The sequence below is a fragment of the Rhizobium sp. N324 genome (genome assembly GCF_001664485.1).
Lineage (GTDB): Bacteria > Pseudomonadota > Alphaproteobacteria > Rhizobiales > Rhizobiaceae > Rhizobium.
Window position 1 is genome coordinate 3395661 of record NZ_CP013630.1, and the last position, 13044, is coordinate 3408704.

General features: G+C 62.2%; 12 protein-coding genes. 1 reads left to right on the forward strand and 11 read right to left on the reverse strand.

Annotation, left to right across the window (positions count from 1 at the left end):
* Positions 1-151 precede the first annotated feature (151 nt).
* From der to AMK05_RS16345, 3 genes are all read right to left on the reverse strand, one after another.
* Positions 152-1573: a ribosome biogenesis GTPase Der gene (der, locus tag AMK05_RS16335; protein WP_064840133.1), complete on the reverse strand. Its 1422-nt coding sequence runs from the start codon at positions 1571-1573 to the stop codon at positions 152-154.
* 16 nt (positions 1574-1589) lie between these two features.
* Positions 1590-2273 carry a tetratricopeptide repeat protein gene (locus tag AMK05_RS16340; protein ID WP_064840135.1) on the reverse strand — a complete coding sequence of 228 codons (684 nt, stop codon included), beginning with the start codon at positions 2271-2273 and terminating at the stop codon, positions 1590-1592.
* Between the two features lie 214 nt (positions 2274-2487).
* Positions 2488-3066, reverse strand: coding sequence for an NnrU family protein (locus AMK05_RS16345; RefSeq protein ID WP_064840138.1), 579 nt, complete (start codon positions 3064-3066; stop codon positions 2488-2490).
* 122 nt (positions 3067-3188) lie between these two features.
* On the opposite strand from AMK05_RS16345, the gene AMK05_RS16350 reads away from it, so the two are divergent.
* Positions 3189-4178 carry a hypothetical protein gene (locus AMK05_RS16350; RefSeq protein WP_064840140.1) on the forward strand — a complete coding sequence of 330 codons (990 nt, stop codon included), beginning with the start codon at positions 3189-3191 and terminating at the stop codon, positions 4176-4178.
* A gap of 64 nt (positions 4179-4242) precedes the next feature.
* Here AMK05_RS16350 and sbmA read toward each other — a convergent pair whose 3' ends face one another.
* From sbmA to glpK, 8 genes are all read right to left on the reverse strand, one after another.
* Positions 4243-5508 (reverse strand): peptide antibiotic transporter SbmA, encoded by a 1266-nt coding sequence (gene sbmA / locus AMK05_RS16355; RefSeq protein WP_064840142.1) that lies wholly within the window; start codon positions 5506-5508, stop codon positions 4243-4245.
* A gap of 119 nt (positions 5509-5627) precedes the next feature.
* Positions 5628-6842 (reverse strand): YbfB/YjiJ family MFS transporter, encoded by a 1215-nt coding sequence (locus AMK05_RS16360; protein WP_171899831.1) that lies wholly within the window; start codon positions 6840-6842, stop codon positions 5628-5630.
* A gap of 238 nt (positions 6843-7080) precedes the next feature.
* Positions 7081-7839 (reverse strand): type I methionyl aminopeptidase, encoded by a 759-nt coding sequence (gene map, locus AMK05_RS16365; RefSeq protein WP_064840145.1) that lies wholly within the window; start codon positions 7837-7839, stop codon positions 7081-7083.
* A 43-nt stretch (positions 7840-7882) separates the two neighbouring features.
* Complete coding sequence (locus AMK05_RS16370) at positions 7883-8944, reverse strand: LLM class flavin-dependent oxidoreductase (RefSeq protein WP_064841409.1); 1062 nt, start codon at positions 8942-8944, stop codon at positions 7883-7885.
* A 269-nt stretch (positions 8945-9213) separates the two neighbouring features.
* Positions 9214-9681 (reverse strand): SRPBCC family protein, encoded by a 468-nt coding sequence (locus AMK05_RS16375; RefSeq protein ID WP_064840148.1) that lies wholly within the window; start codon positions 9679-9681, stop codon positions 9214-9216.
* Between the two features lie 89 nt (positions 9682-9770).
* Positions 9771-11030, reverse strand: coding sequence for an RNA polymerase sigma factor (locus AMK05_RS16380; RefSeq protein ID WP_064840151.1), 1260 nt, complete (start codon positions 11028-11030; stop codon positions 9771-9773).
* Positions 11027-11401 carry a YciI family protein gene (locus tag AMK05_RS16385; protein WP_064840153.1) on the reverse strand — a complete coding sequence of 125 codons (375 nt, stop codon included), beginning with the start codon at positions 11399-11401 and terminating at the stop codon, positions 11027-11029. Before AMK05_RS16385 ends, AMK05_RS16380 begins: the two co-directional genes overlap by 4 nt.
* Before the next feature lie 109 nt (positions 11402-11510).
* Positions 11511-13004 carry a glycerol kinase GlpK gene (gene glpK / locus AMK05_RS16390; protein ID WP_064841410.1) on the reverse strand — a complete coding sequence of 498 codons (1494 nt, stop codon included), beginning with the start codon at positions 13002-13004 and terminating at the stop codon, positions 11511-11513.
* Between the last annotated feature and the right edge of the window lie 40 nt (positions 13005-13044).

Consider the following 13044-nt stretch of genomic DNA (forward strand, 5'->3'; position numbering starts at 1 on the left):
GGCTGGGCGGACCCGCTCGCTCCACATCAATTGTTTGGGGAGATTCCATCCACGTGTCGATCTCCCCCTTGTGGGGGAGATGCCCGGCAGGGCAGAGGGGGGTACCCAAGTACGACGCAAACGGACATTCCTCAAGGCACCAACAGGCGCCCTAGGTCCGCCTCTTCTTGCCTTCGAACGGATTCTCAGCCGAACGGAAATGAATCCGGATCGGCACGCTCGGCATGTCGAAATCGGCGCGCAATCCGTTGATCAGATAGCGCGTATAGGATTCCGGCAGCGCGTCGGAACGGGTGCAGGAGATCATGAAGGCCGGCGGGCGGGCCTTGACCTGGGTCATGTATTTCAGCTTGATGCGCCGGCCGGACACGGCCGGTGGCGGATGCTGGACCTGCTGCGTCTCCAGCCAGCGGTTGAGCCTTGCCGTCGAGATGCGCTTGTTCCAGACCCTGTCCGTGTCGATGATCGACTGCATCAGCTTATCGAGCCCCCAGCCGGTCTGGCCCGAGATCGGCACGGCGCGGATGCCGCGTGCCTGCGGCAGCAGCCGGTCGGTCTTTTCGCGGAGATCGGCAAGCACTGCCTGCCGGTCTTCGATCATATCCCACTTGTTGAAGGCAAGCACGGCGGCACGGCCTTCGCGCAGCACCAGATCGACGATCTGCAGGTCCTGCTTCTCGAAGGGAATCGTCGCGTCGAAGACGATCACCACGGTCTCGGCAAAACGGATGGCGCGCAGCGCGTCGGCGACGGAGAGCTTTTCCAGCTTCTCGGTCACCCGCGCCTTGCGCCGCATGCCTGCGGTATCGAACATCTTGATGGTGCGGCCGCGCCAATCCCATTCGACCGAGATGGAATCGCGGGTGATGCCGGCCTCCGGCCCGGTCAAAAGCCGATCCTCTCCGAGGAAGCGGTTGATCAGCGTCGACTTGCCGGCATTCGGACGGCCGACGATCGCCACCCTGAGCGGCTTGGTGTCGTCATAGACGGGCTCTTCGTCCTCGTCCTCGCCTTCGCCTGCGACCTCGGAAATATCGACGTCGGTGACGGCGACATCCTCCTTGGCATAGGCCCGGTCCTTGCCGATCGCCTCGACGATCGCGTCGCGCAGATCGAGCATGCCCTCGCCGTGTTCGGCCGAAATCGGCGTCGGCTCGCCGAGACCCAGCGTATAGGCGTCGTAGAAACCGCTGTCGGAGCCGCGCGCCTCGGATTTATTGGCGACCAGCACCACAGGTTTGCCACGCCGGCGCAGCATTTCGGCAAGCGCAGTGTCGACGGGCGTCAGCCCGTTCTTGGCATCGACGACGAACAACGAAAGATCGGCCTCATCGATCGCCGCTTCCGTCTGCGCGCGCATCCGGCCCTGCAGGCTTTCCTCGTCGGCCTCTTCCAGGCCGGCCGTGTCGATGATCGTAAAGGTCAGGCCCATCAGCCGCGCATCGCCCGGCCGGCGGTCACGGGTCACTCCAGGCGTGTCGTCGACAAGCGCCAGCTTCTTTCCCACCAGGCGGTTGAAAAGTGTCGACTTGCCGACATTCGGACGACCGACGATCGCGACCGTGAAACTCATTCTTTTTCCTTAAAACTCAGCCCTGCGCGGCGGGCGCCTTGCCGGATGCGGTAATGAGATCAAGCATCATGTGGGCGCGATTGGCTACATTGCGCGGGCTGTCGGTATCGTCGGCGATCGACTGGAACCATTGCCGGGCCTGGGCCATGTTGCCGGCCTTGTAGGCGGCAAGGCCGAGCGCTTCGCGTGCCGAATGACGGAAAGCGTTGCCCGGCACGGCCATTTCCTCGATCGCCGCCGAAACCTGTTCGTAAGAGCCGTTTTCGATCAGCAGCCAGCCGGCGCGCATTTTGGCGGCATCGCGCACGGCGGCCGGAACACCATTGTCCTTGCCGATCTCGTTGAAGGCGGCAATCGCCGCGGCGGCATCGCCCTTCTGTGCCTGGACGGTCGCTGCCCGCATGCGCGCCAGCACCGGATAGGCGCCATGGCCTTCCTTCTCGAGTTTGTCCAGCGCGGCCAGCGCCTCGTCGTTCTTGTTTTCGTCGGCAAGCTTCATCGCCGCCAGGAACTGGTCGCCGGTGCCGGAGGAGCGGTTGTCGTCCCAATATTCGTAGAGAACCTTGCCGGCGGTGCCGACGACGATCAGGATGGCGACGACGATGATGTAGCGGCCGAACCGGCGCCAAGCGCCCTTCATCTGGTCGGACCGCAATTCCTCATTGACTTCACGGATGAAGCTGTCGTCGTTGAATGCCATTCTCGTCTCCGGCCGCGGAATACTATACGCACGTGCATGACATGCACATTGTCGGGCCTTCTACCCCATTTTGCCGCGGTTGTAAGGGGGATATGAAAGATTCGTTACATCCAATGCATGTCGCCGGAAAGTGTGCAGCGGTTCCCGGATAACGACATGCATAAAAACAAAGAGCTAAAGCGCGTCGCATGAATCAAGTTAACCGCGACGCGCTTTAGAGCGGCGGAACGCCGATCAGCCATTCGTGCAGCTTCCAGATGATCAGCGCCCAGGCGACGATGCCGATGATAACGGCATAGAGGTCGTATTTGGCCGAGACGAACGGGCGGAGCGTGATCTCGCCTGCTCGCTGGCGTCTTTTCAGCGAGATGCGCAGGATGACGCCCCAGGCGAGAAAGGCGGCAAAAAGCAGCACCGATGACGTCTCGCCATTGGCGAGTAGATGCGCCAGCGCCCAGATCTTCACCGACAATACCATCGGATGTTTCGTCTTGGTGGCGATGTGTCCGGCCGGCAGTAGCGAGGCGACAAGACAGATCATCGCGATCAGCATCAGCGTGATCGCGATATGCGCCGTCCAGACCGGCGGATTGTAGAGCATCCCGGTCACTTCGCGCGCCTGCCCGAAACCGTAGATCAACAGGATCAGCGTTGCCAGGCTGGCGATCGAATAGGCTGCCCGCCAGCCCTTCTCGCCGAGGCTTGCGATCATCGAACGGCGGAAGCCGGGGGCGACCACCCGCACGAGATGCACCCCGAGGAAAAGTATGATGCCGACGATAAGCAAAGTCATGGCGGGTCCCTTCCGTGCCGTTTGTCATGACTTACCGGCTGGCGGGAAAAAATACCAGTTGAGACCGCAGCTTCGCCGCAATTCTATTGGAGGGAAACCGCGAACAAATTGTCGCGGTGCCCATGTCTCGTTTTCTGCTCTCCACCTGCCTGGCTGCCTCGTTCCTCCTCCCCGTCGTGGCAGAGGCCGCCGACCGGCCGAAGCAGCTGGTCATCATCTCGTTCGATGGCGCCCACGACAATGCGCTCTGGCTGAAGAGCCGCGAGATGGCCGCGAAGAACGGCGCCCATTTCACCTATTTCCTCTCCTGCACCTTTCTGATGAACGAGGCGGCGAAGAAGGCCTACCAGGCGCCGCACCAGAAGCGCGGAAAATCCAATGTCGGCTTCGCCCAGAGCGACGACGAGATCCGCGAGCGCCTCGGCAATATCTGGCATGCCCATCTTGAAGGCCACGACATATCGAGCCATGCCTGCGGCCATTTCGACGGCCGCGAATGGAGCGAGGCCGACTGGTCGGCCGAATACGCCGCCTTTCACGCGACCCTGAAAAACGCCTGGAACAGCGTCGGCCTCGAGGAGCCGGCCGGCTGGCAGGACCTTGTCGATCACGGCATCAACGGTTTTCGCGCGCCCTATCTCTCGGCGACGGCAGGCGCCGACATGATCGCAGCCGAAAAGAAGGCAGGCTTCAGCTATGATGCGAGCCTCGTCACCAAAGGCCCGGCCATGCCTGTCGAGGAGGACGGCATCATCCGCTTCGGCCTGCCGCTGATCCCCGAAGGCCCGAGCGAAAAACCGATCATCGGCATGGACTACAATCTCTTCGTACGCCACTCCAAGGGCGAGGAGGATACGGCAGATTCCGCCGAATTCGAGAACCGCGCCTATTCAGCCTTCAAAGAGGCTTTCGACAAGCAATATGCCGGCAGTCGAATTCCCCTCCAGCTCGGCTTCCACTTCGTCGAGATGAACGGCGGCGCCTACTGGCGCGCCCTCGACCGGCTGGTCGGCGACGTCTGCCACCGACAGGACGTCGCCTGTGTCAGCTATTCCGAAGCGATCCCGATGATCGAGGCGCGGGGACGATTGCAGCAGACGTCAGGGCTGTAAGACCCGATACTGTCAAAGGTGCTGACAAAAAGGACCACCGTTCTGGTGGCCCTTTTCATTCCTATCAGCCGTCCGCGTGAATCACGCCAGCATCACGGTCAAGATAGCGCTGGTCGATGTCGGGCAGCGGTTCATCGTCGATCGCAGCTTCGAAAGTCCTGAGACGTTTGTAGATCGACAACAGCTCAATGATCGTTGTCCAAGAGCTGACGAGATACTGGAAAGATCCGCGAACCTGGTCGAAAACATTCGTAATCTGCGTCATCAATCCCAACGTCAACTTACCAGCGACAATCGAGGGGATCAGAACGATAAAGCTGAATATATTATCAGCTTGAGAATAAAATAGGCGCGCGACGTTGAAATACGTGTAGTGGAAATAGATACGAAAATAGTTCCGCCTGACGTTAGCGAAGAGCTCCGCTACAGTCAGCGGCGCCGCGCGATCTGCATAGTCTTCGCCATAGACCAGTTCCTTGCGGTAGCGCGCTTCAACGCGCTGGTTGAGGAATTGCAGCCCCGGCAGCTTGACGCCGACTATCGCCAGAAAAACTGTTCCGAACAGCGACCAAAAGATTGCGGCCCAGACAAGCGCATGCGGCACGGCGCCGACTATCGGCAATTCGGTAATATTGGCACCCAACCGAAAAAGCACCGGCAAAAATGCAATCAGCGTCATAATCGAATCGACAAAGCTGACGCCCAGACTCTCAATCGTTGATGCAAAGCGCATCGTGTCGTCCTGCACGCGCTGAGACGCACCTTCCACATGCCGCAGCTTGGGCCAATGCGCAATATAGTAGTCGTTCATAGCCGTACGCCAACGAAACACCCAATGGCTTACGAAGAACAGGGTAAAAACGCGAACCGCGACCGCGACGAACGCGATACCCGCGAACACCAACAGCTCCGCATAAAATCGGGAGGCTGGAACAGAACCGACCGTCTGTAGCGCCTGCTGAACCAAGTTGTAGAAGGGACCATACCAAGCGTTTACCGCCACACTGACTTGTACGCCAAAGTAAGTGGTGAAAATGATCAGCGAAGCACCGAGAACTGACCAATACTGCCAAGGATGCGGGCTGTACCAGAACCAGAAGGCGGTGAACAAACCAACGACAATCACATAATAGATATAGAACCACAGGAAAGGTGCCGTCCAAAAGACGGATACACCGACCGGTGCCTCTTGCCCTTCGGGCAGAGGCGGCAGCCCAATCACTGCGCCAGCCTGCTCGCCACCAAAGTACCAGAGAAGGACTGCGGCGAGACACCAGACCGCTGTCGATATGAAGAAAGCTTTTGGCTTCGGGAAAAATGATAGGAACACTGAGGCACTTTCCTGAACGGGAATTTCGAGAGCATTTACAGATACTGATTGCCCGGAAACTAAGGCAGTTCGAAGAAAGCAGCAATGGGTTCAGCCGATTGTTACGCAGATGTAATCGGTTAAGCGATTTTCTTGATCACCGGCATCACAAGCCCCGCGCAGGCGATGAGTGCCGCCGCGGCGATCACCGTCGGAACGGTGAAACTGCCCGAGCGCTCGGCGATCCAGCCGGCAACGACAGGCCCGACGATCTGGCCGAGGCCGAAGGCGGCGGTCATCATCGCCAGGATCCGCCGCGGGCTGTCCGGCGAAAGCTTGCGGCCGATCTGCAGCCCGTAAGCTGTGATCGCCAGAAACGTCGCGCCGAACAGCGCCCCGCCGATCAGCGGTGCGGCAGAGTGCGGCAGCATCACGGTCGCGAGCACGCCGGCCGCCTCGACCAGAAGTGCGGCGACATAGACGCCGCCAAGCCCGAGCGGCTTGACCAGCGGCTTCCAGGCAAACAGCGCCACCGCCGCCGTCAGCCCGGCAATGAACCAGCAGAGGAATTCGACCAGCGGGCCTGTTGCAGAAAGACGCGCGATGGTGACGAGGAAGGTCGCGGTGATGACATAGCCGAAGCCGAACAGGCCGTAAGACAGCGTCATCAGCACCATCGGCCGGCTCCAGGTGAGGGCCGGCTCCGTGCCCGCGCGCGCCGATTGCGCCGGGGCCGCCGGCAAGAGCAGGAAGACGATGACGAGGCTTGCCGCGCAATAGAGCGCTCCGCCGATCCAATCGGCCCGCCAGCCCCCCGGCCCGTTGTGAAAACCGAGCCCGATCAGAAACACCATGACCGAGGACAGCGCAATGCCTGCCCCCGGCCCGCCGAAATGCGCCGCCTGTACATGGTCATTGCCGGCGGCAGCCCCGTGGCTGAGTACGATCGACGAGGTGAAGACCATCGCGAAGGCGCTGGCGAGGCCGGCGAGGAACCGGATGACGGCAAAGACCGCGACGGAATCTGTCGCGGCCATGGCGGCGAGCAGGATGGCGGTCGCCAGCAGTGCCGAGAGCGCCACCAGCCGCTCCCGCCCCGCCGCCCAGCCATAGGCCGCAAGCACGGCGCCGACGAGATAACCGACGAAATTCGCCGAAGCGATAAAACCGGCATCCGCCGCCGAAAGCGGCACACCGCTCATCATGCCGGGCAGGATCGGCGTGTAAGAGAAGCGCCCGAAGCCCATGGCCGCCGCCATGGCGACGGCGCCGGCAGCGGCAGTGGATACGAGGTTCGGCGGGGAATGACGGGCGCGCTCGAGCATGCAGCGCTTATCGCGCCGCAGCATCTGCATCACAATCAAGTAATTCTGATCGACCGATCAATTCCGCGAAACTAGGCGCAGGAGGATGGCGCAGCCTCCAAGAGAGCCGCATCCCGAGGTGCCCCGCCGGGGCCTCGAAGGACGGGGCGGGTGCGCTGATGCTGGATGACGCAAGAAGCAACGAGGCTGCGCCCTACGGGCTGCGCGCCTCAGCGTGAGGGGTCTTGGAGAATGCCGCACGGAGAAAGGAAAGCTCCGCAAGTCGCCCTTACGCCCGGCCATCCGGCAATGTCAGGATCACCGGCCCGTTGCGTGTCGCGACCACCGTATGTTCATATTGCACGGTCGGCGCCTTCGGATCGGCATAAAGCGTCCATGCATCGTCGCCGCCTTCGGCCCAGGTCGCGCCGAGCGAGAGGAAAGGCTCGACGGTAAAGACGAGCCCATCCGTCATAACGCGTTTTTCCGAAGGGTCCGGCCAGGTCGAGAGTTCGGCCGGCTCCTCGTGCAGCGAGCGGCCGACGCCGTGGCTCGCCAGATTGGCGACCAGCGTATAGCGGTTCTTCTGCGCGAAGGCGCCGACGGCGGTGCCGATCTTGGCAAGCGGCTCGCCGGATTTCACCTGATTGAGCCCGACCCAGAGCGCCCGCTTGCCGTCACGGCAAAGCCGCTCGATCTTCGGCTTGACCGGCGGCATCGCGAAGGAAGCGCCGGTATCGGCGAAGAAACCGTCTTTCTCGGCCGAGACGTCGATATTGATGAGATCGCCGGCGCGGATGACGCGTGGCCCGGGAATCCCATGGGCGATTTCCTCGTTGACGCTGATGCAGGTCGCACCCGGAAACTGGTAGCAGAACTCCGGCGCCGAGCGCGCGCCGGCCTCCTCCAGCACCTTGCGGCCGATGCCGTCGAGCTCCAGCGTCGTCATGCCCGGCTCCATCGCCGCCGCCATCACCTGGATGGCATTGGCGCAGATCCGGCCGATCTCCTTGAGTTTCGCCAGTTCGTCGTCGTTTGCGATAACCATTCGTCTGTTCCGGCCCCGCGCAGAGCGGCCACGGCCGCCTTGGTTAAGCGGTGGCTTTCGCCCCTCCGTCCGTTTCAGTCAATGCCTTTCTGACGATCGGCGCCACTTTCGTCCCGTAGAGCTCGATGCCGCGCATGATCTGATCATGCGGCATCAGGCCGATCGCCATTTGCAGCAGGAAGCGGTCGTTCCGGAAAAGCGCATGATGGGCGATGATCTTTTCGGCGACCCCCTCGGGATCGCCGAGGAAGAGCGCCCCGTTCGGTCCGCGTGCCATGTCGAACTGCGCCCGGCTCGTCGGCCCCCAGCCACGCTCGCGGCCGATGCGGTTCATCACTTCGGCCTGCGGCCCATAAAACTGCTCGGCGGCGGCCGCCGTCGTATCGGCGATGAAGCCGTGGACGTTGATGCTAGTCTTCAGCTTCGCCTGATCCTGTCCTGCCCGGCGCGCCGCCTCCCGGTAGAGATCGAAGAGCGGCGCGAACCGGCGCGGCTCGCCGCCGATGATCGCCAGCGCCACCGGCAGGCCGAGCGCACCGGCGCGCGCGACCGACTGCGGCGTGCCGCCAACGGCCACCCACAACGGCAGCTGATCCTGCAGCGGCCTGGGATAGACGCCGCGCCCACGGATCGGCGCCCGCAGTTCGCCCTCCCAGTCGACAGTCTCGCTATCACGCAGCGCCAACAGCAGATCGAGCTTCTCTTCGAACAGCTGGTCGTAATCCTCGAGATTGTAGCCGAACAGCGGGAAGGACTCGATGAAGGAGCCACGCCCCGCCATGATTTCGGCCCGGCCGTTCGAAATCAGGTCGAGCGTCGAAAACTGCTGGAAGACACGCACCGGATCATCGGAAGAAAGTACGGTGACGGCGCTGGTCAGCCGGATATTCCTCGTCTTGACCGCGGCCGCCGCCAGCGCCACGGCAGGCGCCGATGCGGCATAATCCGGCCGATGATGTTCGCCGAGCCCGAAGACATCGAGGCCCACCTGATCGGCCAGCTCGATCTCCTCGATCAGATGCTTCAGCCGTTCGGCCCCTTCCGCCCCCTTGCTGCGGTAGGGATTGGGATTGACATCGGCAAACGTATAAAGACCCAGTTCCATCGTCGGCATCCCATTGAATTCAACCTGGAGATAAGGACCGGCGGCAGGGAACGCAAATACAAACTCTGGAACGGAATGTTCGAGAATTTCGATAGGGGCGTGATGTCTTTGCCCTTCCGGCGGCAGGCACAGAGGGGCAGATCCAACCACCAATTCGAATCTGAAATCAAAGACTTCGAAGCGCCGGCGGAATCATTTTCCAAGTCGCCTCAAATCGCACTTGAAGCATCGGGACGGCACAGCCTTGCCACGCCGCCCCGCTCAGCCGCTCACATCGTCGCCAACAACTCCGCCAGCTGGTCTGCGGCCTTGCCCCACCCCTCGTGGAAGCCCATCTTCTCGTGCGCTTCCTTGTCCTCGGCCCGCCAGTGCAGCGCCTTGGCGGTATATTTCGTGCGGCCATTGCCGAGATCTTCGAGCAGGATGACGCCGGTGAAGAACGGTTTTTCGGCAGGCACCCAGGCGCTCGTATAGGCATCGGTGAAGACGATCTTCTCGTTCTCGACGATCTCGAGATAGACGCCGCGGTTCGGATACTGGTTGCCCTCGGGATCCTGCATGACGATGAGGCTGGAGCCGCCGGGGCGCACGTCGAGCGTCGCTTCCGCAACACCCCAGGGGCGCGGCACGAACCACTGCTTCAACAGATCGGGATCGGTCCATGCCTTGTAGATCATCTCGCGCGGCGCGTCGAATTCGCGAACGAGGGTGAGTTCATGTTGCGTGCTGGCGGTCATTTCGAGATGTCTCCATTGAGGTGAAACCTGTTTCTCATCAGGTTGTTGCAAGGACGTGTCGAACTTCGCCGTTCCGACAGCGCGCCGAATTATTTAGCGACCGGCTGCGTCGCCTCTTCCTGCATCTTGTCGATCTCCCGGCGGATATGGGCAGCTTCCGCCGCCGAATGGGCAAGCGCGATGGCACGGTCGAAGGCTTCGCGCGCCTGGCCGGTCAAGCCGAGCTGCTTCAGCAGCCCGCCCCGCAGGCCGTGATAGTAGAAATAGCCGCCGAGCTTTTCGCCGAGCGGATCGATCAGATCGAGCGCCTGCTGCGGCCCGTGCAGTTTGGAAACAACGACCGCGCGATTGAGTGTCACCACAGGCGAAGGCTGCACACGTTCCAGCGCGCGATAGAGCAGATCGATTTCCACCCAGTCGGTGTCTTCGGCGCGTTTTGCCCGGGAATGGATGGCGGCGATCGCCGCTTGCAGCTGATAGGGGCCTGGCTGGCGATGTCGCAGCGCTTTGTCGAGCAGCGCCAAAGCCTCGTTGATGAAGGGCTGGTTCCAGAGCGAGCGGTCCTGATCTTCGAGCAGCACGATCTCGTCTTCAGCGCTGAACCGCGCCGGCCGGCGCGAGATCTGCAGAAGCATCAGCGCAAGCAGCCCCATCAGCTCCGGTTCGGACGGAAAGAGATGCAGCATCAGCCGTGCCAGCCGGACTGCCTCGTCGCTAAAGGCAGCCGCCTCATGCTTCGGGTCGGCCTGGCTGTAGCCCTCGTTGAAGACCAGATAGATCATCGTGCTGACGATCGTAAGACGCTCGGCCCTCTCCTCGGGGCTCGGCGTTTCGAACGGCACGCCCGCCTTGGCGACGCGCGCCTTGGCACGGGTGATACGCTGTTCCATGGCGCTTTCCGACACCAGGAAGGCGCGGGCGATCTGCGGCACCGAAAGGCCGGAAACGATGCGCAGCGCCAATGCGATCTGCTGGGTCGCCGGCAGATCGGGATGACAGCAGATGAAGAGAAGCCGCAGGATATCGTCGCGATAGTGGGAATCGTCCAGCCGCTCGGCAATATCGCCTTCGGCATCCTCGGTATCGGAGATGACGTCCTCGTCCGGCAGGGCCTGAAGCTTGGACCGCTTGCGCACCGCGTCGATCCCGCTGTTTCGGCCGACGAAGATCAGCCAGGCCGTCGGATCGCGCGGCGGCCCCTTCTCCGGCCATGTGCGGATCGCCCTCAGGCATGCCTCCTGAAACGCCTCTTCCGCAGTATCGAGATTGCGGAAATAGCGCAGCAGCGCACCGAGCGCCTTCGGGCGGGCCGAGGCAAGGGCAAGGTCGATCCAGGCAATGTCTGTCATGATGAAGCATCTCCCGGCCTGAAGACGTAGAACGGCCGAATTTCGTAAGAGGTGGAACCCGGATTGACGGAGGAAAGCTGTTTCGAGAAGGCGACCGCCTCGTCGAGCGTTTCGAAGTCGACCACGTAGAAGCCGAGAAGCGCCTCTTTCGTTTCCGCAAAAGGCCCGTCGATGACCAAAGGCTCGTCCTTGCCCTTGCGCACGGTGGTCGCAGCCGTCGTCGGCATCAGCCGGCCGACGGGGCCGAGCTTGCCGGATGCGGCAAGCGGCTCCTGTACGGCATAGAGCTTCTCCATGACGGCAGCTTCTTCTTCCTTGGTCCAGGCGAACACGGTTTCCTCATGGGCGTAACAAAGGATTGCATAAAGCATCGGGTCACTCCTCTTCCGAATGACGAAGGAGTAGCCGCTAACCCGACAGGCCGCATCAAATAATTATCGTGGTCCGCTGCGTGCGAAGGAGCGACCGGTTGGTTGAAGGCTAGCCCTCGCTCAGCGTCCGCCTGACCGCGCTCTTCCAGCCCTTGAGCTTTGCCGCCCTGACCTTCTCGTCCATATCCGGCTCGAAACGCCGGTCCCGTTTCCACGTCGCCGAGAAACCCTCCCTGTCCGGCCAGACCCCTGCCCGGCTGCCGGCAAGCCAGGCAGCGCCCAGCGCCGTCGTCTCGAGAATCACCGGCCGGTCGACCGGAGCGTCGAGCAGGTCGGCCAGGCGCTGCATCGTCCAGTCGGAAGCGACCATGCCGCCGTCGACGCGCAGCACCGTGTCGTCACCGCCGTTCTTCCAGTCCTTCTGCATGGCGTCGAGCAGGTCGCGGGTCTGGTAGCAGACGGCTTCGAGCGCCGCCCTCGAAAGCTCCGCCGGGCCGCTGTTGCGTGTCAGCCCGAAGATCGCGCCGCGCGCCTTGGCATCCCAATACGGTGCGCCGAGCCCGGTAAAGGCGGGCACGAGATAGACCTCCTGCGTCGGATCGGCCTTTTCGGCAAGTGCATTGGTCTCGGCGGCGCTGCCGATGATCCCGAGCCCGTCCCGCAGCCATTGCACTGCCGCACCGGCGATGAAGATCGAACCCTCCAACGCATAGGTCGTCTCGCCGTTCAGGCGATAGGCAATGGTGGTCAGCAGCCGGTTTTTCGAACGCACCATATCGGCGCCGGTGTTGAGCAGCGCGAAACAGCCGGTGCCGTAGGTCGATTTCAGCATGCCCGGCGCAAAACAGGCCTGGCCGATGGTCGCCGCCTGCTGGTCGCCGGCAACCCCGAGGATCGGAATCGCGGCCCCGAAGATGCTGGCGTCGACCGTGCCGAAATCGGCGGCACAATCCTTGACTTCAGGCAGCATGGCGGCAGGCACGCGCAGAATATCGAGCAGATCCTCGTCCCAGGCGTTCTCGGCGATGTTGTACATCAACGTGCGCGAGGCGTTGGTGGCATCGGTGACGAAGCTGTTGCCGCCGGTCAGCCGCCAGATCAGGAAGGTATCGATCGTGCCGAAGCAGAGATCGCCCCTGGCAGCGCGCGCCCTGGCGCCCTTGACGTTGGCGAGCATCCAGGAAAGCTTCGTCCCGGAAAAATACGGGTCGAGGATCAGGCCGGTCTTCTTGGTGAACAGCCGCTCCAGATCCTGCCGTTTCAGATTGTCGCAATAGCTTGCCGTGCGTCGGTCCTGCCAGACGATGGCATTCTGGATCGGCCGGCCGGTCTCGCGCTCCCAGACGACCACCGTCTCGCGCTGGTTGGTAATGCCGAGCGCTGCCACATCCTTGGCCGTGATCCCGGCATCGCGCAGCGCCATGTTGACAGTGGAGACGACCGAGTCCCAGATTTCCTCGGGATCGTGCTCGACCCAGCCGGAGCGCGGATAGATCTGGGTGAATTCCTTCTGGCCCTTGCCGGCGACATGCATATCGACGTCGAAGACGATCGCCCGCGTCGACGTCGTCCCCTGATCAATCGCCAGAACATATCCACCCATGAAATCCTCCTCAAGCATATGATTATCGTGACAAATCAAT

Excerpts from the sequence above, each read along its gene's own strand:
- map (WP_064840145.1), bottom strand. The coding sequence starts at position 7,839 with ATGGTTATCGCAAACGACGACGAACTGGCGAAACTCAAGGAGATCGGC.
- glpK (WP_064841410.1), bottom strand. The coding sequence starts at position 13,004 with ATGGGTGGATATGTTCTGGCGATTGATCAGGGGACGACGTCGACGCGG.
- AMK05_RS16370 (WP_064841409.1), bottom strand. The coding sequence starts at position 8,944 with ATGGAACTGGGTCTTTATACGTTTGCCGATGTCAATCCCAATCCCTAC.
- AMK05_RS16380 (WP_064840151.1), bottom strand. The coding sequence starts at position 11,030 with ATGACAGACATTGCCTGGATCGACCTTGCCCTTGCCTCGGCCCGCCCG.
- AMK05_RS16340 (WP_064840135.1), bottom strand. The coding sequence starts at position 2,273 with ATGGCATTCAACGACGACAGCTTCATCCGTGAAGTCAATGAGGAATTG.
- AMK05_RS16360 (WP_171899831.1), bottom strand. The coding sequence starts at position 6,842 with ATGCAGATGCTGCGGCGCGATAAGCGCTGCATGCTCGAGCGCGCCCGT.
- der (WP_064840133.1), bottom strand. The coding sequence starts at position 1,573 with ATGAGTTTCACGGTCGCGATCGTCGGTCGTCCGAATGTCGGCAAGTCG.
- AMK05_RS16385 (WP_064840153.1), bottom strand. The coding sequence starts at position 11,401 with ATGCTTTATGCAATCCTTTGTTACGCCCATGAGGAAACCGTGTTCGCC.
- AMK05_RS16345 (WP_064840138.1), bottom strand. The coding sequence starts at position 3,066 with ATGACTTTGCTTATCGTCGGCATCATACTTTTCCTCGGGGTGCATCTC.
- AMK05_RS16350 (WP_064840140.1), top strand. The coding sequence starts at position 3,189 with ATGTCTCGTTTTCTGCTCTCCACCTGCCTGGCTGCCTCGTTCCTCCTC.
- AMK05_RS16375 (WP_064840148.1), bottom strand. The coding sequence starts at position 9,681 with ATGACCGCCAGCACGCAACATGAACTCACCCTCGTTCGCGAATTCGAC.